This window comes from Streptomyces sp. NPDC002884, from assembly GCF_040295245.1.
In the GTDB taxonomy this organism is placed as follows: Bacteria; Actinomycetota; Actinomycetes; order Streptomycetales; family Streptomycetaceae; genus Streptomyces.
Genome location: NZ_JBEOVB010000047.1, coordinates 25016 through 43289, shown reverse-complemented (window position 1 = coordinate 43289; position 18274 = coordinate 25016). Strand labels below are relative to the sequence as shown.

The following is an 18274-nucleotide window of genomic DNA, read 5'->3' as shown; positions in this document are numbered from 1 at the left end:
CAGCCGCAATGAAGGCTCTGAACAGGGTCAATGACCGCTCTCAGGGCTGGCGCGACGCTGTCGGAGGCGGCCTCGTCCGACCGCTGCGGAGGCTGACGGGAGCCAGCTGGCCGCGCTCTACCAGGAACGCTGGGAGGCGGAGGCCGTCTTTGCCGAGCTCAAGACCCATCAACGCGGAGCCCGCACCGTGCTCACCAGCAAGACGCCCGACGGCGTCCTGCAGCAGATCTGGGCGCACCTGCTGGTCCACCACGCGCTGCGCGAGCTGATGGTGAGAACCGCCGCCACCCGCGGCCTGGATCCCGACCGGGTCTCTTTCACCGAAACCCTGCGCTCTGCCCGGCGCAGCGTGACCGTCACGCCGGGCAGCTTTTCCCTCTGAGCTGCTGGTCAGAGCCCTCGTCCTGCTCCAGCACGACCTGCTCGAACGCCTCCTGTCGCCCAGACGCCTGCGCAGCCAGCCCCGCGTCGTCACCCGCAAGATGTCCAACTACCGGCTCAAACGGGCCGACCACCACGGCTGGCCCCAGCCCACCCGCGCCAGCACCCAAGCAGTCCGCATCCAACGACCCCAACCCGCGGAGCCCTAAAACAACGGCATTGCCCTTAGCCGCAGGAAGCCGACACCGTTCTCTGCACTTCGGAATTCGCGGTGTGCTTCGGATTCTCTGATGGAGTGTGACCGCCGTGAGCTTCGACGGGTCCGACGAAATCTGCTGCGGCCCACCGGGTGAGAGGGCACCATGGCTTGGTGCCTGACCTGCTGTGGGATGACGTCAAGAACTTCTTCGACCCCGATTTGATGGGCCCGCTGCCAGACGTGAGTATCGATGGCACCTCCGTCGATGACTGGCAGGCGGTGCTCGACTTGGTGCGCTCGCGGGGTTGGGCGTGCGAGTACTCCGAAGACGGTGCCGTGGTGCGGCTTCCGCGGGCCGAGGTGATGTTGGCTCGGGGCGTTGAGGCCGGTGTGATGTTGAGCATCTGGCCAGTACCGGGAGTAATGGCAATCTTTCGCCCCTATGCGGCCGACTCGATTGACTTCGACGTGGACCTTCGGGAGCTCCAGGGCCAGGTGCAACTGAACGTGTTGTGCGGCTTCCTGCGGGCGATCGGACGTTCCTTGGACAAATCTGTAGTGCTCGCGCCGGAGACTGACCTCGGGCACCCGGTGCTCGGCTTCGATGTCGAGACGGACCGTGTGGTGTTGCTGGCTGACCCGCACTTCACCGGGCGGCACCGGTCCCCGTTGTGCTGAACCCGGCGTCGTCCGCAGGCCGGGAGTCGGCGGGGCGGCGAACTGCATAGGCTGCAGCGGTGATCGTCCGATGCGTCAAAATCATCCAGCCCGGGACCTCGACGGCAGTGAGCGAGCATCCAGGCGCGCGGATCGGAGAGGAGTACCCGGTCCTCGAAGTGTCCGCCGCCCGGCCCCACGTCCTGTTCCGCCTTCCTGACCGCAGTGCGAGGCGAGACGAGATCGACTCCCCTGGACTGTGGGACGCGGCCATGTTCGAGATCGTGTCCGATCGGATGCCGACCTGTTGGGTCACCGCACTGAACGACGGCAGGCTGACCTTGGCGCCTCAGGAGTGGCAGCGACCCGGTTTCTGGGAGGACTTCTTCGATCACCTGCCGGACGCGGTCGCCGAATATGACCGGCTCAAGGCCCAGATCATCGCGGAGGCGTGAGGACCTAACCAAGGCAGCGACCCCGTCCTCACCTCGGCCGACCTGGGCTCGCAGACGTTCGGCCTGCGGTTTCTTGTCGGCGAAGTGCCGCAGGCTCTCCTGCAGGCCGGCGACCTCGCCGAGCCACTGCATCCGCTGGGCCTCTCCCAGGCACTGGCGGGTGTCGGTCTCGATCTCCAGCAGCCGGGGCTCCTGGGCCAGGTCCAGCCGGAGCATGGGGCACCTGACACAGGCTTCTCTGAACTACTCAAGTTGGTGGGGCTCTGGACAGGCTGGATCAATCTCAAGAGATGACCTCCACGGAATCCGGCCTGGGGAACGGCATCATTTCCCAACCCAGCGGCCAGCCTTCTCCACGTTGCTCCGACGCCTCGACCTCCAGACGCCGGGGAACCCGCCAGATCCACCATTCGGCTTCGTCCTCAGCATGCCCGGGCCACGGAATCGTGGCGCGGCGATACCGCTTGTCGATGCCGTCAATCTCCAGCCGTCTGATCTCCTGGACGCGTGTTGGGAGCATCGGCCAGATCTTCGCCAGGACGCCGCGGCACCAGATGTCGTTGCTGAGCTCGGGAGCGCACCACGAGTAGCCCTCCTCCGCCTCGTCGGTCAGGTCCTTCCAACGATTGAACAGCGCATTGAGGGTGACCCGTTGTCCGCCTGCCCAAGTGGGTGCGACCGCGGTGACGGCAGCCTGCACTGCGTCGTACTCCTCTGCGCTTAGCGCGAGGCTGTCCATGGGCTCGTCCGATCGATCCATCCAGCGACTATCGCCTGGTGGTAACGCTGTCTGCCACTGGCTTTCCCCTATGCCGCCCGACGGCGACCGGTCAGACCAGTCGGGCCTCCGATCGATCACCCAGCCGCTTGGTCGATGCCGGTGTCCCGATCGTGGTTGTCGTTCGGCCGGCGATCCGGCTGAGGTCGGGCATGCCGAGGTGGACGGTGCGGTCGTCGATATGGGCGAGCTTGGGTTCGGCGCCAGCCAGGCTGACCTGGAGGCCCTCGACCTCGCCGAGCCAGCCTTCCGTCTCGGCTTCGGCGATTCGGGCGCAGGAACTGAAGCCCGGTTTCCGTGACCGTGAGGGTGTGGCTCACCCGCAGCCGCGCCGCGACCGGATCCGACACTGCGTGCCCTGGGCCGGCTGGCCGAGGCAGCGGCACGAGCGCCGTGCTTCTGGGTCGGGTGGCGGCGACACTGAACTGACGTCCGACAGAGCGCGTCGTGAGAGTGTTGGCGATGGGGGTGGCATGAGAGTCGCGAGGGCAACGGTTTGCGCGGTGAACGGGTTGACCGCGCGGTGGGCGGGTGCTTCGGAGGCAGGCCTGCCGGCTGACGTCCACGGGGTGCTCAGCGGGGACCCTGTGGCCGATCACCGGGCGTTGGACGTGTGGACGGTGAAGCGGACGGGCGGGCTGATCGACCGTATGCCGGTCCCGCTGACCGAGGACAAGCCGTGGCGACTGCCCGCCGAGATCCCCTACGACGGCACCTCGGTGACCACCGGCCGGGCGATCGCGAGTCCGTGAGCTATTTACATCATGATCAGGTGGCGAGTTCGAGGGCGACGACGGTTCGGATGACGGCACTGATCCGGGTGGTTGCTGCAGCGGAGCTTCCGCAGGAGCCGCCAGGATTTGAGGGTGGCCATGGCGCGTTCGCCAAGGCTGCGGATCTTGGCGTGATCGCGGTTGGGGCGCCGCTGCCAGCCGCACAGAGTCTTGCCGCGGAACGGGATGCGGACAGCAAGACCTGCGCCCTGATACGCCTTGTCCGCCCAACACTTGATGTCGTCGGCGGCGAGTGCGGCGGGAATGCCGTGGGTCCGGGCCGCGGTCAGATCGTGCACGGCCCGGGCAGTGCGTCCCGGAGTAGTACGGCTGGTCGGCAGCGATGCGGTCGATCGGCAACACCGTGCCGTCAGGATTACGTACGCCTTCTTCTGCATGGTCGGCATGGCCTGTTCCAGCGAGGGGGCCCGAGAGGCCAGGAGGTCGACGGCTTTGCGTATGTACCGGTGGACCGTCGCGATCCCGACACGAAAGCCTGCTGCGAGACGGGCGTAGGTGTCGCCGCAGCGCAGGTGTGCCGGGACGACCTGTGGCCTGCAGGCCACAGGTCAGGCGATGCCACCGGGAGCCGATTTGACGGCGGTGGCCTGCGAGGAGACCGGAGACGTGGCCCAGGGTGCGGTTGGATAGATCAATGCCGGACGGGTAGACAAGCACGCGAAAGCTCCTCACGGGTTGGTGATCTTGGTCGTGAACCCGTCTACCGGGAGCTTTCTTCATGTCCGCTGTCGGGGTCGCCCGCCCAGCCTCCCGTCAGATCGGAAGCGGCTTCATGGGGCCGCGTAGTTGCTCAACGAACCGCCCTGCTTGCTGCAGCTGCTCGTAGGGTCTCGCAGTATTCGTCCATTGTGCGTGCCGCATCCGTATCTCATCCATCAGAGCCAAAAGAGGAAATATTTTCATGACGAAGTGGATAATGACGGCCACCCTGTTTGATATCGCCTATCCCCCCACCTTGCGAATCGTGGCAAGATTTGAGGGCGGCGACGAAGAAGCGCGCTCAAGGTTTCGAGAAGTGTTGAACTCATACGATGGAGCGGCCAGGAAAGTGACACGCCGCGAAGTATTCAAATTCTCCGACAGTCAATACCTTCTGCGCATCGAGGGCCGCCCGATGGGGCTTGAATATATGATGCAACTCGGAGAATTGATCGTCGACACTCAGGATCCCGATCTTCCGGACTCTGTTGTGTGACCGGACTGACTAATTGTTTAGAAAAGCAGGACCGGAAGGGATGTACCTTCCGATCCTGCTTGCTTTGGAGGATCGTCAGGATACTGAAATAACCTCCGCCGTCTGATCGTGGTCGCCCTCGAACTCGCCGCCTGATCAAGATGGAAATAGCTCCGTGAGAGCTTGCACCGAAATGCCGTCAAATGCACTGCACGCTTCCGGTGGTGTGCTGTATGTAATCAGACAGGCACACAGCCGCGTGCACACACGTGGCGGGTGCGCAGGCCCCTGCCCCCGCGCGTCGTGGGTAGTGGTTCGGTCGTACCCGTTTTCGGGATTCGCGTTTCCGGTCATCGTTTGATGCGGCCGCGGATGGCGAGGAGGCAGAGTGCGAGGAGGGTGGGCTCCAGGAGGCGGGAGGCCATTTCGATGTAGGTGCCGGCGTTGGTGAGGTTCTGCCCGCCGGAGCGGAAGACCACCGAGTTGATCGCCACACGGGTGGCCTTCTCGGTACGGGGCCAGGTCATGCGCTGTGACCATCCGCCGTGCAGGGCGGGGTCGGGGGTGCTGGTGTCGAGGCTGATCCTGCTGCCGCTCAGGGTTCCGGTGGTGGCGGGGTCGGGGTCATGGGTGGGCAAGCCGGCAGCCATCAGGCACAGCACGGTCAACGACATCGCAGCAAGCAGCCAGGCGAAAGCGCGGGAGGCACGCAGGCCGTAGCCGGACAGCAGCCAGTACCCCCACAGCAGACGGCGCTCGCTCTTCGGGGTGCCGGTCAGGTCGTGACGGCGCATCTCGCATTCGCCGTAGTAGAAGTCAGCGGCACCAGGTTCGTTCTTGCCGTCCTCGAACGCCTTGCGCAGTTGCCGGTACAGCGCGGCAACATCCTCCGGATGAGGGACACGAGCGGGATCGGTGTGGTGGAGGCCGGGGCGCCACAGATGAGGCTGGGGGTCTTCGCCCGCGGCGAGGGCTGGCTGGAGGGCGGTGTGGGCGCGCCAGTGGTGTTCCTCGGCGAGGGTGCGCCGGCGGGTGAAGCGCACCGGCCGGAGACCGCGGCGGTGCCAGCCGGCGGGCGGGGGAGCGAAGGTGGTGCGGCCTTCCAGACGGATCTGGTCGAGGTGGAAGGCCTCGGAGAACAGACAGCCGGTCAGGTCGGTGTCCGTCAGCACCAGATGCGCGGCATCCACTCCCTGCACCGAAACGACCCGGACCCTGCCGGAACCCGTCAGTAGGTCCTCCCCAATGACCACGGTGCCGGTTAAGCCGCCGGTGAAGGGAGCGGGATGAGCGATGACCGCGACCGGTGCGGACAGGACCGCGTGTCGAAGGTCTACAGCCGCGTACCGCACCCGCACGGTCGCCGTCGACTCCCACCGGGTCCGCTCACACACCAGCTCCCGGGCCGCTATCTCCAACGTCACCGGCAGCCCGAACACGGCCATCGACAAATCCACTCGCCCCCCACATACCAACGGACCCACCACCGACACCCCCTCAAACCGTGCCCTACCTAAGTCGGCGTTGCCGGAGAACCGCGTCCCGCCGAACCAGGCAGTATGGGAGAAACGCGCCTCCCCGAACCAGGCGAAGCTGGAGAACTGCGCTTCCCCGAACTTGGCCGCGCCGGAGAACTGCGCCCTGCTAAACCCGGCGGCCCCAGAGAACTGCGCCCCGGTGAAGTCGGCGGAGCTGGAGAACTGCGCCTCACCGAAGAAGGCGGCGCTGGAGAACTGGGCCCCACCGAACTGGGCGTCATCGGAGAACTGCACCCTGTCGAACCCGGCGGCGCCGGAGAACTGAGCCCAACCGAAGAAGGCGGAGCTGGAGAACTGCGCCTCGTGGAACCAGGCGCCGCCGGAGAACTGCACCCTGTCGAACCTGGCGGTGCCGAGGTGGGGTTTGGCGGTGGTGGGGTCGCGGACTGCGTTGAGGAGGGCCTCCAGCAAAGGTTCGGTGAAAGGGGTGCCTCGGTGATCGATGTCAGCGCCGGGAGCCAGGCTTGTCAGGTAGCTGGTGCGGTCGGCATCCGGCAGATGGGCCAGGCAGGCAGTGTGGCCGGGCACGTGAATGCCGCGGCAGCCGATCGGGTCGGTGGCCGGGTCCGCGCCGTGCCCGCAGTGCGACCAGTCGGGCGGTATGGGTGTGCTCATGACGCGGCAGCTCCACAGATCAACATCGGGTCCTGGTACGGACGCCCGAGAGACCAGGCCGGTTCAGACTTGTTCGGCGGGCCGCCCCACCATCACCGGTGCTGCGGCTCCCCGCGTTACGGCATCCGACGGGTAAAGCCCGACAAGCAGCGTAGGCGACCAGTCCCTTGCCAGCAGGATGATTTCAAGAAGCTTCTGTACCCCACATCACCGTTTACGACAGGCCATTCTCCCTCCGTAAACGGGTGACCAATCAAGACACAAACCGAGATCTAGGCGTTTGGATTGCAGAAGAGGAACTGCTGGCGCTCTTCAACTTCCCGGCCGAGCACTGGATCCACCTGCGGACCACGAATCCGATCGAGTCGACGTTCGCCACCGTCCGGCTGCGGACCAAGGTCACCCGCGGGGCCGGCTCCCGCACCGCCGCCCTGGCCATGGTCTTCAAGCTCGTCGAGTCCGCCCAGCAGCGGTGGCGGGCGGTGAACGCATCCCACCTCGTCGCCCTGGTCCGTGCCGGCGCCCGATTTGAGAACGGTCACCTCGTCGAACGCCCTGAGGCCACTGCAGCATGACACCAGTCGCCTGCACACGTTAACGAGTACGCGTCCCGGAACTGGCCTGGAACCATGGCGGACATGAAACGAGTCGTGATCCTGGGGCGCGGTGGTTCAGGGAAGTCAACGCTCGCGGCCCGCCTGGGCGCCATCACCGGGCTTCCCGTCATCGAGTTGGACAAGCACTTCTCGCGACCTGGCCTCGAAGCGACACCTCTCGATCAGTGGGCCGCCGTCCAACGTGAACTCGTCCGAGACGGGGCTTGGATCATGGACGGCGACCTCGGACCTCGGACGGCCAGAGGGGTTGCGCCAGCCCTTGATCAACGCCTCGGCTCGATGACCCGCCATCCGATTAGGTCGTGTCTCTTTGATGGGTCGGTCAGTTGATCAGATGTGTCTGTCCGGTTAGCTATGACTGATGCGATGTGGGTCCGGTGCGCGGTCGGCGATGGGCCGATCACCGCCGCACCTTCGAGGCCATCGCGTGGAAGTACCGCACCTGCCCGCCTTGGCTCGACCTGCCGGACGAGCTCGGCTCGTTCCAGACCGCTCACAAGCGACTGATCAGGTGGGCCGTGGACGGCATTCTGGGAACGGATCCTCCCCGCAGTTCTGGCAGCCGCCGATGAGAGTCACGACATGGGCTGGACCGTGTCTGTGGACTCCCCGTAGTCCGCAAGACCTGGGTCGACGGCGGCTACCACCCCGCGGACCCGCCACCAGGGGATTTGGCGTCCTGCCGACATGGTAGGCCGTCGAGAGACGTTGGGCTGGCTGATGACCACCGCCGCCTGCCCGCGACTACGAAGCCCACCCCCACCGCTCCTAAGTCATGGTTCACCTCGCGTTGATCAGCGAGGCAACGCTCCATGGCCATAAGCCGTCTCGTCAACCGAGATGGCGCTGAGTCGGTGCCCATCAGGAACGGAGCACCTCGTGTTGATCGGCTTGCTGACCGCCGTCGCGGCATCCGTCTGTTACGGCACAGGCTCAGTCCTGCAAGCCGTCGGGTCCCGCAGGTCCGCGCGGAGCGGTGCGGCCACCACTGCCAGCACCCAGTACGGGGGGCCCAGCCTCGCCTCCACCGCGAAGGCCGCGATGACCTGGGAGTTCGTCGTCGGTACCGTCCTGGACTTCGTGGGCTTCGCACTGGGTGCACTGGCTGCTCGACTACTGCCCCTGTTCCTCTCGCAGACCGTGATCAGCGCCAACCTGATCATCACCGCCGTCCTGAGCGTCAGGCTCCTCCGTATCCGGCTGACTCGTGCCGAGTGGACGTCCATCGGCGTGGTCTGCGCGGCGCTCGTTCTGCTCGCGACGGCGGCGGGGGAGGAGGGCAGTGGACACGGCATCCCGGTCGCCGCGCACTGGTGGCTCCTGGCGATCTCGCTCGCTCTGATGGTGGGCGGCACGCTCGCGGTACGCCTCCTCGGTCCCCGCGCCGCGATCCTTGCCGGACTGCTGTCCGGACTGGGTTTCGGCGCCCTCGGCGTGGGCGTCCGTGTCCTGAACGGCGTCACCCCCTTCGATCCGGCCACCGTGCTGACGGATCCCGCCCTGTACGCGATCGTGACGGCCGGCGTGGGTGGGATGTATCTGCACACCGTCGCCCTGCAGATCGGTTCGGTCAACGGGGCGACGGCGGCCCTGGTCGTCGGCGAGACCGTGTTGCCCGGCGCCATCGGCGTGCTGTGGCTCGGCGACGCCTCACGGGCCGGTCTCGCCTGGATGGCGATGCTCGGCTTCGCCCTGGCGGTGGCAGGCGCGGTCGCGGTGGCATGGTTCGGCGGTCCTGAGGCGCACGTGGAGGAGCAGCCGCAGCAGCCGGCAGAACTGACTCCCACGCGCTGAACACCGACTCGGGTCGGTGGCACGGCCCGTGACGATCCTACCCGCGCCGTGCGGCGACCGGTGAGGCGCCGCACGCACCTCATGTCCCGCGGTTCTGCGCGAGCGCTGTCTGAGCTTCCCCTTCGGATCTCCCCATCTGCCCATCCGTCTGGACGGGTTGGTCCGGCGGTCGAACGGGGAGCTGCCCGTCGACGCGGACCGCCTGGCGGGCGTCGACCGGGACATGAACCGCGCCGGGCTGCGCACCCTTGGCTGCCCTACCGCAACCGCAGTGGCCGAAAATGTGTCTCCTAACGCGTGGCTCGACGTCCCGGATGGGCGGGAGACCGGCTGTACGGCCGCCTTGGGGGTTGAAATGGACGCATGGGCAGTGCCCGGATACACCGAGTCGCTGGAACTCGGGGCAGGGGCCAGCGGGCGCGTCGTGCTGGCCGTGCACGAGGAGACCGGCGTACCGGTCGCGGTCAAGTACCTCAGCGAGTCGCTGCGCACCAGGCCGGGATTCGTGCACGAGTTCAGGGCGGAGGCGCGGCTCCTCGGCGGACTGGAGAGCCCGTACGTCGCGGGGCTGTACGAATACGTGGAGAGCCCGGACGGCGCCGCCATCGTGATGGAGCTGGTGGAAGGTGTCTCGTTGCGGACCCTGCTGTCCAGGGCTGCCCCGTTCGACCCCGAGGCCGCGCTCGTGGTCCTCAAGGGATCGCTGCTCGGTCTGGCCGACGCGCACCGGGTCGGCGTCGTCCACCGCGACTACAAGCCGGACAACGTCCTGGTCAAGCCGGACGGTTCGTCCAGGCTCGTCGACTTCGGGATCGCGGCGGACGTCGGTGCCAGCGCCGGCGCGGCGGGGACCCCCTCCTACATGGCCCCGGAGCAGTGGACCGGCGCACCCGCCTCTCCCGCCGCCGACGTGTACGCGGCCACGGCCACGTTCTTCGAGTGCCTGACGAGTCACCGGCCCTACTCGGGTGACAACCTCGCCGAACTCGCCCTGCAGCATGTCGACGCGCCCATCCCCGTCGACGAGGTCCCCGAGGCGGTGCGGGAGCTGGTGCGGCGCGGCCTCGCCAAGGACCCGCTGGAACGTCCGGGACACGCCGAGGAGTTCGTCGCGGAACTGGAAGCGGCCGCCGGCGCCGCCTACGGGCCCGACTGGGAGGAACGCGGCCGCGGCCGGCTCGCCGCGGTGGTGGCACTGCTGCCGCTGCTGCTGCCCTCGGCCCGCAGTGCCCCACGGACCACCACGGATACCGCCCGCACGGTCCTGAGCCGGCAACCGGGCCTCGGCCGGGTGCAGTCGTGGCTGCCCGGCCGGGCGGGGATGCTCGTGTCCGGCGCGGCCTTGGTTGTGGGCGTCCTTCTGGCGTACGGCCTCCAGCCCAGCCCGGGAGCGGCTCCACAGCAGGCGGTACAGGCCCTGGCCACGACCAGCGCCCAACCCGCCGCGGACTCCGCAGAGCCCACCGCTCCGGCCGCGTCGCCCTCGGCCTCCTCCTCCCCGTCCCCGACGTCCACCGCTTCCCCCACCCCGTCGGCCTCGGGCACGGCGACCGCCGGTACCGGCGAGCCCTCGGCGTCCACGACCACGGCTCCGGCCGGGGAAACGACCACGCCCGGCGAGCCGACCACCGAGCCGACGCCGACGACGGCGTCCCCGACCGTGTCCGCGCCGTCTGCTCCCGCCGTCAAGGACGTCGCGGTGACGAGCTTTCGCCAGACGGGTTCGACGACCGCCACGGCGACCATCGGCATCGTCACGGACGGCACCGGGCCGCTCTCCGTCACCGTCTCGTGGTTCACGAGCGACACCGGGAGAGGGCTCGGCACTGCGGACGGCGCGTCCCAGACCTTCGAACGCAGCGGCGCCACCCAGTACACCCTCACCGTCGACCACGCCTTCCAGAACCAAGGCTGCTACTGGGCGGTGCGGGTCACGACCACTCCGGCCTCCGCCGACGGCGGCGCCTCGCAGCAGCTTCTGACCAGGCAGTGTGAGATCCGATGACCTCTCCGAACGACCGCGCCCCCGCGTCCGCCGAGGACAACGAGCCCACCCGTGTGCTCACCCCGGCCGACGAGCCCGCCGTCACCGTGAGCCTGGCTCCCGCCGACGAGCCCGCCCCGATCGACGAACACGGCTGCGCCGACGCCGAGTACAGCGCCACCGTGCTGGCCAGTCACTGGATCCAGAGGCCCGAGCCGGAAGCCACTCTCGTCGGCCCGCCCACCACGGAGATCCTGCCGACACCGACACCGACACCGACACCGACACCGACACCGACACCGACACCGACGGCGACGCCACCGGATCGTGTCGAAGGCACCGTGCTGCGTTTCGGCCCCGGCGTGACCGCCGCCGTCGCGCAACGCACCCACAGGACGCTGCCCGCCGTGCCGACGCCTGCCGCGCCCTCGCGCCGGCGTCTGCGCAGACACGCCCTGCCGGCCCTGGTGCTGGTCCTGGTGATCGCGTTCCTCGCCTGGCAGCGTCTCGGGCCGTCGGTAGCGGTGCGCTCGGTGGAGGTCACGGCCCGGCCTACGGTTCTGGGGTGCGACGGCACCGCGGACATCGTCGGCCTCGTCACCACGAACGGCCGTCCGGGCACGCTCTCCTACCGCTGGACCCGAAGCGACGGCACCACCTCGGGCGTCCTGCGGGAAGTAGTGGTCCGGGGCCAGCGGCAGGCACGTCTGCACCTGCTGTGGACCTTCCAGGGCAAGGGCCACTACGCGGCCCAGGCCGAACTCCACATCCTCACCCCCCTCGACCGCACCACGACCAGCCACCTCACATACGACTGCTCCTGACCGATCGTTCCTGTTTGTTGCAGAAGGGGTTGTGCGGGCGATCATCGACGTGCCTTGGCCGCGGACGTTCCCGCCCTGGGTAGCGCAATGACCGCCGAAGCGGTGGCTTTCGGTCGAGGGCAGATCTCGTGCTCGGCCGCGGGGCCCGTTGGCCGTCGTCGAGAACGTCGTACCCGGGGGAGGCTTTCGAGATGGGATGGTGAGATGTTTCCCCTGAGGCCGGCCGCGTGCGCGCCCTGAAGTACTGGCACGCAGCCGGCCTCGGCCACTGTTCATCGGGGATGGATTTGTCGGCGGGGTCGAATGGCAGCAGGGGCGTCGGTCCTCAGGCAGGGCTTCCTGTGCCTTCGCGTCGTGGCCGTCGTCTCCATGCGGGATCCGCCTTCGTGACCGTTGTCCGCAGGCTAGGAGGTTCCGTGCTGGGCGGTCTCCGGGAGTTTCTCGGTGTCGACTCCGTGAACCTGGGACAACTCGTGCTTGAGAGCCGCGAGTTCGGTGCCGCCGGCCATGTGGTTGGTGAGTTCTTCGAGGCCGACCTGGTCGCGGGAGGCGGAGAGCTCCATGGTGCCGAGGCGCAGGACGCTGAAGTGGTCGCCGACCATGTAGGCGTGGTGGGGGTTGTGGGTGATGAAGATGACGCCGAGGCCGCGGTCGCGGGCGGCGGCGATGTACTTCAGGACCACGCCGGACTGTTTGACGCCGAGGGCCGCGGTGGGTTCGTCGAGGATGAGGACGCGGGCGCCGAAGTGGACGGCGCGGGCGATGGCCACGCACTGGCGCTGGCCGCCGGAGAGCGTCCCGATGGGCTGTTCGAGGTCGTCGAGGACGATGCCCATGTTGCGCAGTTCCGCGTCGGCGGTCTTCTTCATCTTCTCGATGTCGAGACGGCGTACCGGCCAGGGGCCCTTGGTGAGTTCGGAGCCGAGGAAGAAGTTCCGCCACACCGGCATCAGCGGGACCGTCGCGAGGTCCTGGTAGACGGTGGCGATGCCGTTGTCGAGTGCCTCGCGCGGGGTGGAGAAGCGCACGGGACGGCCGTCGACGAGGAACTCGCCCTCGGTGTGCTGGTGCAGCCCCGAGACGATCTTGATGAGGGTGGACTTGCCAGCGCCGTTGTCGCCGAGGACGCAGGTCACTCGGCCGGGGTGCACTTCGAGGCTCACTCCGTGCAGGGCGCGGATGTTGCCGTAGGACTTGCCGGTGGCCCGCAGTTCGACGACCGCCTCGTTCGTGTCGCCGGGCACGCCGGGGGCGGTGGCATCGTCGAGGCCGGTCTGATGGGTGATGGTCATGGGGTGGGTCACCTCCGGGTCGCCGTGCGGCTGACCCACAGATTGATGAGCGTGGCGCCGAGGAGCATGACGCCGAGGAAGGCCTTGAACCAGTCGGGGTTCCAGCCGGCGTAGACGATGCCCTGCTGGACCATGCCGAACATGAAGGCACCGAAGACCGGGCCGACAGCGGATCCGGCGCCGCCGGTGAGGAGACAGCCGCCGATGACGGCCGCGGAGATGTAGATCAGTTCCTGGCCGACTCCTTCGCCGGACTGGACGGTGTTGAAGGTGAACAGCTGGTGCATCCCGACGAACCAGGCGCCGAAGCCGACCAGCATGAACAGAGAGATCTTCGTGAACGTCACCGGGACGCCCACGGCCCGCGCGGACTCCTTGTTGCCGCCGACCGCGAAGATCCAGTTGCCGTACTTGGTGCGCAGCAGCACCCAGGTGGCCAGGGCCGCGAAGACCAGCCACCAGACAATGGTGATCTTGACCTGGACGCCGCCGATCTCGAAGGACGAGGCGAATACCTTCTTGGCCTGGCCGAAGCCGTCCATGTCGCTGATGTCGTCGGTGGCCACGTTGGTGGTGACCAGCTTGGTGACCGCGAGGTTGACACCCTGCAGGATCAGGAAGGTGCCCAGGGTGACCAGGAAGCTGGGCAGCCCGGTCTTCACCAGAAGCCAGCCGTTGAGGAGGCCTGTCCCCAGGGATACCGCCAGTGCGGCGACGACACCGACCCAGATGTTCATGCTCAGTTGGTAGGTGAGCATGGCCGCGGTGAGAGCCGAGGTGATCACGGCGACGCCGGCGGAGAGGTCGAACTCGCCTCCGATCATCAGCAGGGCCACGGGAAGGGCCATGATTCCGATGGTCGACGACTGGTAGAGGATGTTGGCCATCGAACCGGCCTCGCGCACCGGCGGTGCGGATGCCAGGAAGAACACGTACACCGCGCCGGCGCCGAGGATCACGCCCACGTCGGGGCGGGCCAGCAGACGCAGGAGCAGGGGGCGCTGTGCGGTCCGGCCGTCCGTCTGCTTCGGGCCGGAGGCCGGCGGTGAGGTCACCGCCGGCGCAGCCTGCTGGGTCACGCTCATCACCGGGTGCCCTTCGCGGCGAACGCGGCGACCGCGTCGACGTTGGACTTGTCGACGAAGGCCGGGCCCGTCAGCACCGGCGCCTCGCCGCCACCGCTGTAGTTGCCGTTGTTCTTGTACAGCCACAGCGAGTCGACGGCGAGATAGCCCTGCAGGTAGGGCTGCTGGTCGACGGCGAACTCGATCGTGCCCTTCTCGATCGCGGAGACCAGGTCCTTGTTGAGGTCGAAGGTCGCGATCTTCGCCTTGGAGCCGGACTCGGACACGGCCTGGACGGCGGTCAGGGCGATGGGAGCGCCGAGCGTGACCACTTCGTCGATGGACGAGTCGGTCTTGAGCTTCGCGGTGATCGTCGACTTCACCGACGGCATGTCCGTGCCGTTGACATAGAGGATGTCGGTCGTGCCGCCGAAGGTCTTCTTCACACCGGCGCAGCGTTCCTCGAGGTTGACGTCGCCCTGGGCCTGGATGACACAGAGGGCGTGCTTGGCCCCGGTCCCGTCGATCTTGGTGCCGAGCGCCCGTCCCGAGACGGACTCGTCCTGGCCGAAGAACGACAGCAGGCCCTGCTCCTGCCAGACTCCGAGCCCCGCGTTGAGGCCGACGACCGGGATGCCGGCCTTCTCCGCCTTGGCCACCACGTCCTTGAGGGCGTCCGGCTTGGCGAGGGTCACGGCGATGCCGTCGACCTTCTGGTCGATCGCGTTCTGCACGAGATTGGCCTGGTCCCCGGCGGTCTCGTCGTTGGAGTAGATCAGCTTGACGTTGTCCTTGGCGGCGGCGGCCTCGGCGCCCTTGCGGATGGTGTCCCAGAACGTGTCCCCGGAGGGTGCGTGGGTGACCATCGCGATGGTCATGCGAGGGGTGTCGGCCTTGCCCGCGGAGACGCCGCCCGCACTCTCGTCGGCCTGCTTGCCGCCGGAGCTGCTGGAGCAGCCGGCGACGGTCAGTGCGCCCGCTGCGGCCACGGCCACGGCGGTCATGAGTCTGCGGGGGCGGGGGAGGGAGGTGCGGCTCATATCTGTTCAGTACCTCTTCGTACCGCTGACGGAGTCGTCCATCAGCTGAGCGGGGTGAGCCGATGCGGCTGGATGGGTGCACTGGGTGATGGGTCCCGGGATGAGGGACGAGAAGGACGCGCGATGGCTCGATGTCGCGCATCCGGTTCGCTGACGCGTGTGAATTCGTCGTTCCGTCAGCCGGTTCGCGACCGGTACGGGCGCCGGAGCGGGGGGTGTCGGTTCAGCGAAACTCTTTAAAGCGCTTTAATGAAAGGTACTATGTGACCTGACCAACAGCATGTCAAGACATGCGGAACAACTTCTCGGTGAGGGCGCCCATGGAAAGCTCGGAAACCTCCGCCGGCGGCCGCGCGCACGGCGCACGGCCGAGGCTCCAGGACGTCGCCGACCGGGTAGGACTGTCGACCGCGTCGGTGTCACTGGTGCTGCGCGGAGTTCCGGGCCCCAGCGCCCAGACGCGTGAGCGCGTCCTGGCGGCCGCGGCGCAGCTGGGCTACCAGCCGGACCGCAACGCCCAAGTGCTGGCGAGCAGGCGGAGCCGACTGCTCGGAGTCATGATCGACATCCACAGCCCCTTCCATGCCGAGCTGGTCGAACACCTGCACACCGAGGCGGAGGAGGCGGGCTACGACCTGGTCCTCAGCACCGTCACTCCACGCCGTGACGAGCGGGCCGCGCTCCAGACCCTGCTCTCGTTCGGCAGCGAGGCACTGATCCTGCTCGGCCCGATCACCCCGGTCGACGAGTTGCGCGTCCTGGACGGACGTCTGCCGATGGTGGTGGTCGGTCGGCGCATCGCCGGCGATCCACTGGACGTCGTACGCGCGGCGGACACCGATGGAGTCGGCGCCCTCGTCGATCATGTGGTTGCTCTGGGGCACCGTCGCATCACGCACATCGACGGCGGCAAGGGGGTCATCGCCACGGATCGCAGGCGCGGGTATCGCCAGGCGATGCTTCGACACGGGCTCGGTGATCACGTCCAGATCGTCCCGGGGGACACGACGGAGAAGTCGGGCGAGGCGGCGGCCCGCCGTTTGGTGGAGCAGGAGGTACTGCCCACGGCCGTTCTGGCCTACAACGACCCTTGTGCGGTCGGCGTGCTCACCGAACTCGCCCGCCTCGGTGTCTCCGTCCCCCGGGACGTCTCCGTCGCGGGCTACGACAACGCCGCCATTTCCCAGCTGAGTTGCTTCGACCTGACCACGGTCAGTCAGAGTCCCGCTGAGCAGGCCCGCTGCGCCGTGGAGGCGGCTGTGGAGCGCCTCGATCAGGGCCGTACGACGGCACGCGAAGTGATCCTGGCGCCGCGCCTGATGGTCCGCGGGTCCACGGCCGAGGCCTCCGGAGTACGCAACTGACGGCGCAGCGGGTCGCGTCCCGCGATGTGGTGCAGGGGGGCAGGCGCTGCGCGCGTTCCGGATGCCCTGAGGGTGCAGCAAGGTCGAGGCTGTGGCCTGCGCCCGGTGGGGAGCGCGTGGGAAACTGACCCGCCCCGGTCCGGCCGGGACCGAGATGCATCGCGCGGCATGGAAGGTCGCGCCGCTTTTGCGGGACGGGGTGGGTGGCGCGTTGTGCCGCGCCGCGGCCTCATGGACCGAGCGAGGTCGAGCGGGGCCGAGCGAGGCCGAGTGGGGCCGAGTGGGGCCGAGCGAGCGATGGGGCGACCTGGTTGTCGCGCTGTGCCTCCGCTCCTGACCTCGTGCGCTTCTCACTGACGCCCGGTCTCGGCATGGACGCGGGCCTCGGCATGGACGCGGGCCTCGGCACGGACGCCGGCCCCGGTACGGACGCCGGTCCCGGCATGGACGCCGGCCCTGGCGCAGACGCCCAGCCTCCGCGCCGGACTTCAACGCCCGAAGCCTGAGGTCCGGCTCCGAGACCTCGCCTCCGGGCTGGCGCCGGGCGATGCCTCGCGGGTGAGGAAGCGTTGCCGTGCCGCTGATGAAACAGCGGCTTAACGACCTATTGACATGACATTTGGATGGCTGCATCGTAGTGCGCAAGCCGCTTTTAAAGCGCTCTAAATGCCTTGAGCCGTCAATCGGGCTCCGTTCAGGCGCCGACTCCTCTCGTGTAAGGACCCCTGCACATGCCCTTCGAAGTACTGACGATCGGCCGGGTCGGAGTGGATGTGTATCCGCTCCAGACAGGCGTGGGGCTGGCCGAGGTCACGTCGTTCGGCAAGTACCTGGGCGGCAGTCCGACGAACGTCGCCGTAGCCGCGGCTCGCTACGGCCGATCGGCGGCTGTGATCACCAAGACGGGAGCGGACCCGTTCGGCACGTTCGTCCGCCAGGCACTCCTGGGCTTCGGCGTCGACGACCGGTTCGTGGGCACGTCGGAGATCGCGCCGACGCCGGTGACGTTCTGCGAGATCTTTCCGCCGGACGACTTCCCGCTCTACTTCTACCGGCTTCCCAAGGCGCCGGACCTGGACATCCGGCCGGACGACCTGGATCTGACAGAGGTCCGCGACGCCCGGATCTTCTGGATCACCGGCACCGGACTGAGCGAGGAGCCGAGCCGCTCGGCCACCCTGGCGGCCCTCGCACACCGGGCGAAGGCAGGTCCGACGGTGTTCGACCTGGACTGGCGGCCGATGTTCTGGTCCGCCCCGGGGGAGGCCCGCGCGTTCTATGAGCAAGCGCTGCGACACACCACCGTCGCCGTCGGCAACCTCGACGAGTGCGAGGTGGCCACCGGCGAGCGTGAGCCCTACGCCGCGGCGAAGGCACTGCTGGCCGCGGGCGTGGAGCTGGCGGTGGTCAAGCAGGGCCCCAAGGGCGTCCTGGCGATGGACCGGAACGGCACGGCGGCAGAGATCCCGCCCGTACCGGTGGACGTGGTCAACGGACTCGGTGCGGGTGACGCCTTCGGCGGCGCGCTCTGTCACGGGCTGCTGTCCGGCTGGGACACCCGGCGCACCGTGTCCTTCGCCAACGCCGCGGGCGCCATCGTCGCGAGCCGGCTCTCCTGTTCCGACGCGATGCCCACGGAGACCGAGGTGGAGGCGAAACTCCGCCACTCCGCCCTCGCTCCTTCCGAACGAAAGGCGTGACGAC

The 18274-nt window shown here is 68.0% G+C and carries 16 protein-coding genes and 3 pseudogenes; 13 read left to right on the top strand and 6 right to left on the bottom strand.

Going from position 1 to position 18274, the window contains the following annotated elements:
- The first annotated feature begins 46 nt into the window (after window positions 1-46).
- The 3 genes from ABT070_RS42345 to ABT070_RS42335 all read left to right on the top strand — a co-directional run bounded on the left by ABT070_RS42345 (window position 47) and on the right by ABT070_RS42335 (window position 1692).
- The gene (locus tag ABT070_RS42345; RefSeq protein WP_351768312.1) at window positions 47-382 is read left to right on the top strand and encodes a transposase; all 336 of its coding nucleotides are present in this window, start codon (window positions 47-49) and stop codon (window positions 380-382) included.
- A 369-nt stretch (window positions 383-751) separates the two neighbouring features.
- A complete protein-coding gene (locus ABT070_RS42340) occupies window positions 752-1258 on the top strand; it encodes a hypothetical protein (protein ID WP_351768311.1) in 507 nt (168 codons plus the stop codon).
- A gap of 251 nt (window positions 1259-1509) precedes the next feature.
- Window positions 1510-1692, top strand: coding sequence for a hypothetical protein (locus ABT070_RS42335; RefSeq protein WP_351768310.1), 183 nt, complete (start codon window positions 1510-1512; stop codon window positions 1690-1692).
- 283 nt (window positions 1693-1975) lie between these two features.
- Here the strand turns inward: ABT070_RS42335 and ABT070_RS42330 are convergent, their stop codons facing one another.
- The gene (locus ABT070_RS42330; protein ID WP_351768309.1) at window positions 1976-2452 is read right to left on the bottom strand and encodes a hypothetical protein; all 477 of its coding nucleotides are present in this window, start codon (window positions 2450-2452) and stop codon (window positions 1976-1978) included.
- A 49-nt stretch (window positions 2453-2501) separates the two neighbouring features.
- On the opposite strand from ABT070_RS42330, the gene ABT070_RS42325 reads away from it, so the two are divergent.
- Both ABT070_RS42325 and ABT070_RS42320 read left to right on the top strand, forming a co-directional pair.
- The gene (locus ABT070_RS42325; protein WP_351768308.1) at window positions 2502-2771 is read left to right on the top strand and encodes a hypothetical protein; all 270 of its coding nucleotides are present in this window, start codon (window positions 2502-2504) and stop codon (window positions 2769-2771) included.
- Between the two features lie 202 nt (window positions 2772-2973).
- Window positions 2974-3222: a hypothetical protein gene (locus ABT070_RS42320; RefSeq protein ID WP_351768307.1), complete on the top strand. Its 249-nt coding sequence runs from the start codon at window positions 2974-2976 to the stop codon at window positions 3220-3222.
- Between the two features lie 16 nt (window positions 3223-3238).
- On the opposite strand, the pseudogene ABT070_RS42315 reads toward ABT070_RS42320, so the two are convergent.
- Window positions 3239-3921 (bottom strand): annotated as a pseudogene (locus ABT070_RS42315) (transposase family protein).
- A gap of 244 nt (window positions 3922-4165) precedes the next feature.
- Here ABT070_RS42315 and ABT070_RS42310 point away from each other — a divergent pair.
- Window positions 4166-4459, top strand: coding sequence for a hypothetical protein (locus ABT070_RS42310; RefSeq protein WP_351768306.1), 294 nt, complete (start codon window positions 4166-4168; stop codon window positions 4457-4459).
- A gap of 329 nt (window positions 4460-4788) precedes the next feature.
- On the opposite strand, the gene ABT070_RS42305 is transcribed toward ABT070_RS42310, so the two are convergent.
- Window positions 4789-6591: a pentapeptide repeat-containing protein gene (locus ABT070_RS42305; RefSeq protein ID WP_351768305.1), complete on the bottom strand. Its 1803-nt coding sequence runs from the start codon at window positions 6589-6591 to the stop codon at window positions 4789-4791.
- A 293-nt stretch (window positions 6592-6884) separates the two neighbouring features.
- Between ABT070_RS42305 and ABT070_RS42300 the strand changes: the two are divergent.
- The 5 genes and pseudogenes from ABT070_RS42300 to ABT070_RS42280 form a co-directional block, all read left to right on the top strand.
- Window positions 6885-7166: pseudogene (locus ABT070_RS42300) on the top strand (transposase); the annotation flags it as partial.
- Window positions 7167-7544: 378 nt separating this feature from the next.
- Window positions 7545-7817: pseudogene (locus ABT070_RS42295) on the top strand (transposase); the annotation flags it as partial.
- 270 nt (window positions 7818-8087) lie between these two features.
- Complete coding sequence (locus tag ABT070_RS42290; RefSeq protein ID WP_351768304.1) at window positions 8088-9002, top strand: hypothetical protein; 915 nt, start codon at window positions 8088-8090, stop codon at window positions 9000-9002.
- A gap of 355 nt (window positions 9003-9357) precedes the next feature.
- Window positions 9358-11007: a serine/threonine-protein kinase gene (locus ABT070_RS42285; protein ID WP_351768303.1), complete on the top strand. Its 1650-nt coding sequence runs from the start codon at window positions 9358-9360 to the stop codon at window positions 11005-11007.
- Window positions 11004-11810 carry a hypothetical protein gene (locus tag ABT070_RS42280; protein WP_351768302.1) on the top strand — a complete coding sequence of 269 codons (807 nt, stop codon included), beginning with the start codon at window positions 11004-11006 and terminating at the stop codon, window positions 11808-11810. The genes ABT070_RS42285 and ABT070_RS42280 overlap by 4 nt, the downstream gene beginning before the upstream one ends.
- 404 nt (window positions 11811-12214) lie before the next feature.
- On the opposite strand, the gene ABT070_RS42275 is transcribed toward ABT070_RS42280, so the two are convergent.
- Genes ABT070_RS42275 through ABT070_RS42265 form a run of 3 tightly spaced genes read right to left on the bottom strand, consistent with a single transcriptional unit; the run spans window position 12215 to window position 15206 of the window.
- Complete coding sequence (locus tag ABT070_RS42275) at window positions 12215-13102, bottom strand: ATP-binding cassette domain-containing protein (protein ID WP_351768301.1); 888 nt, start codon at window positions 13100-13102, stop codon at window positions 12215-12217.
- Window positions 13103-13110: 8 nt separating this feature from the next.
- Window positions 13111-14187 carry an ABC transporter permease gene (locus ABT070_RS42270; protein ID WP_351768300.1) on the bottom strand — a complete coding sequence of 359 codons (1077 nt, stop codon included), beginning with the start codon at window positions 14185-14187 and terminating at the stop codon, window positions 13111-13113.
- Complete coding sequence (locus tag ABT070_RS42265) at window positions 14187-15206, bottom strand: sugar ABC transporter substrate-binding protein (RefSeq protein WP_351768299.1); 1020 nt, start codon at window positions 15204-15206, stop codon at window positions 14187-14189. The genes ABT070_RS42270 and ABT070_RS42265 overlap by 1 nt, the downstream gene beginning before the upstream one ends.
- 320 nt (window positions 15207-15526) lie before the next feature.
- Between ABT070_RS42265 and ABT070_RS42260 the strand changes: the two genes are divergently transcribed.
- Together ABT070_RS42260 and iolC are read left to right on the top strand one after the other, a co-directional pair.
- Window positions 15527-16570, top strand: coding sequence for a LacI family DNA-binding transcriptional regulator (locus ABT070_RS42260; protein WP_351768297.1), 1044 nt, complete (start codon window positions 15527-15529; stop codon window positions 16568-16570).
- A 731-nt stretch (window positions 16571-17301) separates the two neighbouring features.
- A complete protein-coding gene (gene iolC / locus ABT070_RS42255; RefSeq protein ID WP_351768296.1) occupies window positions 17302-18270 on the top strand; it encodes a 5-dehydro-2-deoxygluconokinase in 969 nt (322 codons plus the stop codon).
- Window positions 18271-18274: the final 4 nt, after the last annotated feature.

What these genes read in the sequence shown, in the direction of transcription:
- ABT070_RS42335 (WP_351768310.1), top strand. Translation starts at nt 1,510, where the DNA reads ATGTTCGAGATCGTGTCCGATCGGATGCCGACCTGTTGGGTCACCGCA.
- ABT070_RS42330 (WP_351768309.1), bottom strand. Translation starts at nt 2,452, where the DNA reads ATGGATCGATCGGACGAGCCCATGGACAGCCTCGCGCTAAGCGCAGAG.
- ABT070_RS42325 (WP_351768308.1), top strand. Translation starts at nt 2,502, where the DNA reads ATGCCGCCCGACGGCGACCGGTCAGACCAGTCGGGCCTCCGATCGATC.
- ABT070_RS42310 (WP_351768306.1), top strand. Translation starts at nt 4,166, where the DNA reads ATGACGAAGTGGATAATGACGGCCACCCTGTTTGATATCGCCTATCCC.
- ABT070_RS42305 (WP_351768305.1), bottom strand. Translation starts at nt 6,591, where the DNA reads ATGAGCACACCCATACCGCCCGACTGGTCGCACTGCGGGCACGGCGCG.
- ABT070_RS42285 (WP_351768303.1), top strand. Translation starts at nt 9,358, where the DNA reads ATGGACGCATGGGCAGTGCCCGGATACACCGAGTCGCTGGAACTCGGG.
- ABT070_RS42280 (WP_351768302.1), top strand. Translation starts at nt 11,004, where the DNA reads ATGACCTCTCCGAACGACCGCGCCCCCGCGTCCGCCGAGGACAACGAG.
- ABT070_RS42275 (WP_351768301.1), bottom strand. Translation starts at nt 13,102, where the DNA reads ATGACCATCACCCATCAGACCGGCCTCGACGATGCCACCGCCCCCGGC.
- ABT070_RS42270 (WP_351768300.1), bottom strand. Translation starts at nt 14,187, where the DNA reads ATGAGCGTGACCCAGCAGGCTGCGCCGGCGGTGACCTCACCGCCGGCC.
- ABT070_RS42265 (WP_351768299.1), bottom strand. Translation starts at nt 15,206, where the DNA reads ATGAGCCGCACCTCCCTCCCCCGCCCCCGCAGACTCATGACCGCCGTG.
- ABT070_RS42260 (WP_351768297.1), top strand. Translation starts at nt 15,527, where the DNA reads ATGGAAAGCTCGGAAACCTCCGCCGGCGGCCGCGCGCACGGCGCACGG.
- iolC (WP_351768296.1), top strand. Translation starts at nt 17,302, where the DNA reads ATGCCCTTCGAAGTACTGACGATCGGCCGGGTCGGAGTGGATGTGTAT.